Genomic DNA, 6,000 nt, shown 5'->3' with positions numbered 1-6,000 from the left:
TAATAAATCCTCAGCATTTAAGAAATTGGTTTGCTAACTGTTGCTATTGTACCTCATAACAGCGGAAAACGCTGTATCAATCAATTTTCCGGGTCTTGAAGTCGTTTAACCAACTCATAAAACGGTTCCCAATTATCCTCAATAGCTATGGCTTCCCAAACAGCCTCAATCGTCGGTCTCAACAGGGATTGTTCGGGATTGTGCCGGAGCAGCTTGTCCGCCATTTTATCCATATCCTCCGCAGACAAACTTTGCAAAACGTGATAATAAAACTGCCGCCAAGGTGCTATCAAGTCCGCGGGTTCCGCCTCAGCAAAAATTAGACTAGCATCATCTCGCCAAGTGCGATCGAACTGTCTTCGCAGTTCCCAAAAGAAATCGTGATACTCAACTTGAGACTCCGCCAGCATTTTAATTGTCACCTTCAGCAACTCATCTCCCTCCGCCTCTGGCAAATCCTCAAATCCCAATCTATTTAGCATCAACTGCCGATAAGCTGCATTATAATACTCGCCAAATTTTGCCAAAGCAGCATCCATATCAGCTTGAGGAATCGCGGCTGCTAGCGGTTGCTGGAGCTTCTCTAAATTCCCCTTACAAATAAACGGTTGATTGCCGTAACAATACAGACCGTAATGGTCAAAATAAGCTGCTGTAAATTCCGGCTTGTAAGTTGGGATAAAAGCGAAAGGTCCATAATCGAAACTTTCTCCAGTAATCGACATATTATCAGTATTTAGCACCGCGTGGCAAAATCCTGCTGCCATCCACTGAGCGACTAATTCGGCTACTCGTTTGACTAAATCTGCATAAAATAGCGCATATTTTTCGGCAGGCGAGATCCCAGCTTTACTTGCTTCTAAATGCAGTTCTGGATAGTAATATTCAATAACAAAATCTAAAAGTTTTTTAGTTAAATCCGGGCGGCGGATATAGTGCAATCTTTCAAAAGTTCCAAACCGAATGTGAGAATGACTGAAACGCACCATTACGGACGATCGCGCCGGAGATGGTTCATCGCCCCGCCACAAAGCCTCGCCCGTTTCAACTAAACTAAAACAGCGAGATGTCCGAACTCCCAACCGGTGCAAAGCTTCGGCGGCTAAAACTTCGCGAACTCCCCCTTTGAGAGTGAGTCTACCATCAGCGTGCCGCGAGTAGGGTGTGCGACCGGAACCTTTAGTGCCGAAGTCGTAAAGTCTGCCGTCCTTCCCGCGAACTTGACCGTACAAAAAGCCTCTACCGTCGCCTAAATTCGGGTTGTATTCGTTGAATTGATAGCCGTGGTAACGGAGTGCGAGAAAGGGACGGACACAATGAAATTTGCCAAACGCTTCGATGAAATGTTGGTCGGTTACTTGTGCGGGATCTAAACCTAATGTTGGCAATAATTGGTCATTGCGGAAGCGGAGAATATGCTGCGGAAAATCGGCAGCAGGCACTTCATCAAAATAGTCGCCGCCGAGGGATTCGAGGGCGGGTTCGTAGTTAAGGGAAAGTAAGGGATTTGACATTTTTATATTTTATCTTGAAATTGTCGATCGCTCCAAATTATATACGGGTAAGGTGCGGACTGCATTGGTATCAACAATTGCCTCATACCCTTTGTCTCCCTCATTTATAGCCGAGTTCGATACTACTGGCCCCAGCATGGCTGTTTCATTTTAAAATTTTAGCACAGCTAAAGTTTGAGCATGAAATATTAGTGTCTTCCGCGGAGGGCAAAAATTTTTACTGTCAATTTTAGGAAGAGTTAAATTAACCGTTTTCCTTGCTAAAAATGCGTTTAATGCTTAATTTTTAATATTAGTGGGATTCACCAGCTAATATAACAATCCTCACATCATTTGTGAATTTGTTACGGACTCCCAGCGGCTTCGGGGAGGGTTGGGGTGGGGTAAAAAATTTACAACTCTTGCAAGGATTGCTATATACCTTGTCCCTTATTTAAAATTGGTCAACACCCCGTAAATTGCCCAAATTGCCATCGCCCGCAAATAGTGACTCGCCCGAAAAGTTCCCCCCGCCGTAATCGCTTCGGGCGTCCGAAACTGCAACCCATTTTCATAAATCTGCTTCACTACAGCATCGGTCAATTTAAACGCTTTATCCTCCATCCCCATCTGTACCAAAAAAGCCGCCAACCCAAAATTAATCCCTGTCCAAACTTCCAAAGGATGAGTCGCATTCGGATTTTCCGGCGAACCGTTCAGCATTACCCCATTCGCCGCACCGAACTCGCCATCGTTGAACTTCAAAAAGCAAGAATCGTACACAGTTTCTAGAGCACTGGCTGCACATTCCGGTGGCACAATATCCGGCAATCCTAACAGTTTTGCGTAAAATTGACCGCACAATTGGTCTGCCATCACCACTTCGGAATTACTCTCGCTGTCCAAACGGTAATATTGACCGTTCCACAGTTTTTCTTGATAGCTCGGTCTTGCTTGTAGCAGCCAACTGTGATATAATGCTATCTTTGCTTGAGGGTTAGGAATTATCTCCGGTGCTGCATCTTCCAAGATTTCGCCGATCGCGATCGCAGCCTCCAGCGCCGCCAACCACAAACCCCCGCAGTACGCACTGATTCCCCGCATTTGCCAGTCATCAAACGTCTGATCCGGTGCTCCCGAATTCTCAGGAATTCCGTCCCCATCCTCATCAAAAGTTTTCAGATAAGCCAAAGCCTCAACAATTGCCGGCCAACACTCCTTCAAAAACTCGCAATCTGTGCCGCCAGTAAACAAAAAGTCACGATAAACCTGTAACACAAAATCGCAAGGTAAATCCTTCCACAAATTGCAATCTTGATAGCTGGTATAATTCGTTTTCTCCCAAGGATGTTCGTTAGGAGCACCCAAATCGTGGGGCGTCGCCCCGACAGCTTTTCTAATAGCCGAAGCTTGATTCCAGCCAATAATTCTCGGCGTATCGTCTCCGGCAGAAATTGCCCTAGCAAACGCTAAAACTACCGACTTTTCCAAATCTGGCCACAGCATCAACAAAGCAAAAGAACCGTAAAGCCGCACGTCCAAACTTTCGTACCAGCGGTAATCAATGCACTCCAAAACCGCAAATTGACCCTTTGGATCGCGTTCGTCAGCGGCACTCCAAAGAGTACCGCCGTCTGTCAGGGCGTATAACTCGTTAAACAGCGCCATTTTAAAACTATCTGACAAATCTTTCCGTTCTAAAATCGGTTTTTGCCAAGCTTCAATATTTTCGCGCCAAGTATCCGAATGCTTCATTGCAGTGCGAATAATCGGCCAAGCATTTTTGCCGTTGCGTCCGAAGAAATCCGTATAGCGGCGGTAGTACCAAACTCCCGATGCAAACTCAGTAACGGGCAAATCCCAAGCTATTATAAAGGGGATTTTGCGGGTTTTTCCCGGTCGAAGAGTAAAGCGAACTGCGATCGCACAAGCCAACTGTTCTCCTGCTGCTGCTGCTGTCTCGTCTCTGTCATCCAACAAGAAACCTTCAGCAGAGAAGTTGCGCCAAATATCGTCGCCATTCCCCGCCGGGTTCCAGCGAGTTTGATAGAATACTTCTACCGCCGGATTAGTAATAGTTGCGATCGCCCATTGTCCATCCCCCTCTTGCGGTTCGTCCTCAGCAGTCAACCGCGTCATCACGCAACCGATGCGGTGAAAATCTTCCACCAACAAATTCAAATTCCCGGCACTTTCTCCCCACCGAGGTTGATAGTCATAAAATGGACTACCATCATCTCGCACCATCACTTTCGGCGACTTATTGGCATTAGTAAACCAACCGACAATATTCTCCCAAGTCAGCATGATGCTGAGAGTAATCGGCGCATCTGTAGGATTGTGCGCCACCCATTCAAACATGGCAACTGGGTAACTGCTTTCCTGATAATTGTTCGGCAAAATTGGCGAAAATTGCTCGCAGCTTAATTGAGCATGAAATACATTTTCGTAAACAAACCAACTGCGCGGATACAAAGCATGATAACTCCCAGAATTTGACTCTTCTCTTCTTCCTTTTTTGGGATACCATTTCCAACTAGATAAACTGCCATCAGTAGGCGGTTCAGTGGACAGTGCAAAAGCTTGTTTCTTCCCTTGAGTTTCTTCAAAAACGCTGAACTGACAAGCGGGCAAACTGCGAAAAATGTGCTCGCCGCCGTCAATGTGCCAGAGGTTAAAGTCGCCGCGGGACGATCGCCCGATGCAGCCGGCACCGAACCCGCCCAGAGGCATTCCATGCCAGGGGCCATCGTCGAGATTGCTTGCGTAGCGGACTGTATAGGGATTCTCCCAACCGAGGCCGATGGGACGTTTCCAGGTGTGCGGGGGGATGTTTGGAGTAGATGTGCGATCGTTATTCATGTCAATTGATTTTAGATTTTAGATTATCGATATAGGAATGTTTCAAAGCTTAGGAGTTTTTTGGCGGTGTAAGCAATTATAAATTAATAATTTTTTGCTTAATTTTCATTACTGTAGTTTAGCATTTATGAGATTGTTCGATACGCTTAGAATGACAGATTTTCCCTGAAATGTGTAAGTCTTGTACCTCAACAAAACTCATTAAGAGTGAGTCTTATAGTCCTGGACGGACCGGCGATCGGAAACCGGGATTTTTTCAAAATACTTCGTTACAGCCCGCAAAAACCGCAAAAAACCCGGTTATGAAGGTCTTTAGGCGTCTTGGACTATCCTGAAAACTTTATTCCTTCACCTCAGCAAATCCCAAATCAGAACCTTTCCCCGCGTGAACCAGAGCCAACTTTTCGTAACGCTTAGCGTGTTCCACCAACTCGGCCGCTTCTTCCTCAGAGACATCCCGCATTCGCTTGGCAGGCACTCCCGCAACTAGCGTGTGAGGGGGAACGTCTTTGGTGACAACAGCCCCTGCACCGACGATAGAGCCTGTTCCTACCCTGACTCCATCGAGGACGATCGCCCCAATCCCGATCAGGCAGCCCCGTTCAATGTAAGCTGAGTGAATCACGGCTCGGTGTCCGACTGTGACGAAATCTTCCAAAACAGTCGGTTTCCCCGGATCGCCGTGCAGAATTGCTCCATCTTGGATATTGGTACTTGAGCCGATCGCAATTCGCTCTATATCCGCCCGCACCACCGCCCCGTACCAGATACTAGCGCCCGCAGCCACCTCTACCCTGCCGATCACAACAGCGCCTTCAGCGACAAAAGCCGCTTGGGATAGATCGGGCAAGGGCCAATAGGAAGGAAGTTCAGGCAGAGGTTTGTTGAGATTGCTCATTTGTGATCGTTATACTTCTAGCAGATTAGCTGGTTGTTGATACGGGATATAATAAAAGTATTTGGGACTTTTGCAGAGAAAATATGCTGGGACGCAAATAAATGATTGAAGTTGCCTTGCAATACCCGATGTTTGGCCCGGAAATTCAGTGTCCCCACTGTCGCCAAACAATTCCGGCTTTAACACTCACGGATACCTATTTGTGTCCGCGTCACGGGGCATTTGAGGCAGATCCAAAAACGGGGGAACTGGTTCACCTTCAGTCTGGGCGGCACTGGCGCCGCTGGGAGAATGAATGGTATCGCCAGCACACGCACCCGGACGGGATTCGGTTTGAAATTCACGAAGCGCTCGATCGACTCTATACTCAAGGCTACCGAGCAACTCGCGTGATCGTTGCCCAACGCTATCGCGACTTAATCAGCGCTTATTTGGAACGCAGCACGCCTTGGCGAGGCCAGTCGGAGTCGCCGCGGCCGAGGCTGTACGGTTTGCCTGTGGATTTTAGCCCCGATCCCCAAGAGGACCCTTGCTGGGAAGTGATTAATTTTGATTTGGAAAAAGAGCCGGGAGTTCCGATTAGATATCCCTATTTTCGGTTGTTTGAATAGTTATTAGTCATTAGTCAGTAGTCATTAGTCATTAGTCATTAGCTATTAGTCATTAGTCAGTTCCTATTCCTAATGCCTAATGCCCAATTCCCAATTCCCAATTCCCAATTCCCAATTCCCAATTCCCAATTCCCAA

Annotated in this window: 4 protein-coding genes; 1 reads left to right on the top strand and 3 read right to left on the bottom strand. The window is 47.1% G+C overall.

Annotation, left to right across the window (positions count from 1 at the left end; translation table 11 throughout):
* Window positions 1-80: 80 nt before the first annotated feature.
* From QUA38_RS11285 to QUA38_RS11275, 3 genes are all read right to left on the bottom strand, one after another.
* On the bottom strand, window positions 81-1,514 hold the full coding sequence (locus QUA38_RS11285) for a protein adenylyltransferase SelO family protein (RefSeq protein WP_333161774.1): 1,434 nt from the start codon (window positions 1,512-1,514) through the stop codon (window positions 81-83).
* A 429-nt stretch (window positions 1,515-1,943) separates the two neighbouring features.
* On the bottom strand, window positions 1,944-4,355 hold the full coding sequence (locus QUA38_RS11280) for a GH116 family glycosyl hydrolase (protein WP_333161772.1): 2,412 nt from the start codon (window positions 4,353-4,355) through the stop codon (window positions 1,944-1,946).
* A 340-nt stretch (window positions 4,356-4,695) separates the two neighbouring features.
* Entirely contained in the window at window positions 4,696-5,253 is a 558-nt protein-coding gene (locus QUA38_RS11275) for a gamma carbonic anhydrase family protein (RefSeq protein WP_333161770.1), read from the bottom strand.
* Between the two features lie 101 nt (window positions 5,254-5,354).
* Between QUA38_RS11275 and QUA38_RS11270 the strand changes: the two genes are divergently transcribed.
* Window positions 5,355-5,864 (top strand): TIGR02652 family protein, encoded by a 510-nt coding sequence (locus tag QUA38_RS11270; protein WP_006631343.1) that lies wholly within the window; start codon window positions 5,355-5,357, stop codon window positions 5,862-5,864.
* Window positions 5,865-6,000 lie beyond the last annotated feature (136 nt).

Origin of the sequence: Microcoleus sp. Pol12B4 (assembly GCF_036701385.1) — a bacterium.
In the GTDB taxonomy this organism is placed as follows: Bacteria; Cyanobacteriota; Cyanobacteriia; order Cyanobacteriales; family Microcoleaceae; genus Microcoleus.
Note: the sequence above shows the minus strand (reverse complement) of the source record. Positions and strands in the feature narration are given on the sequence as shown.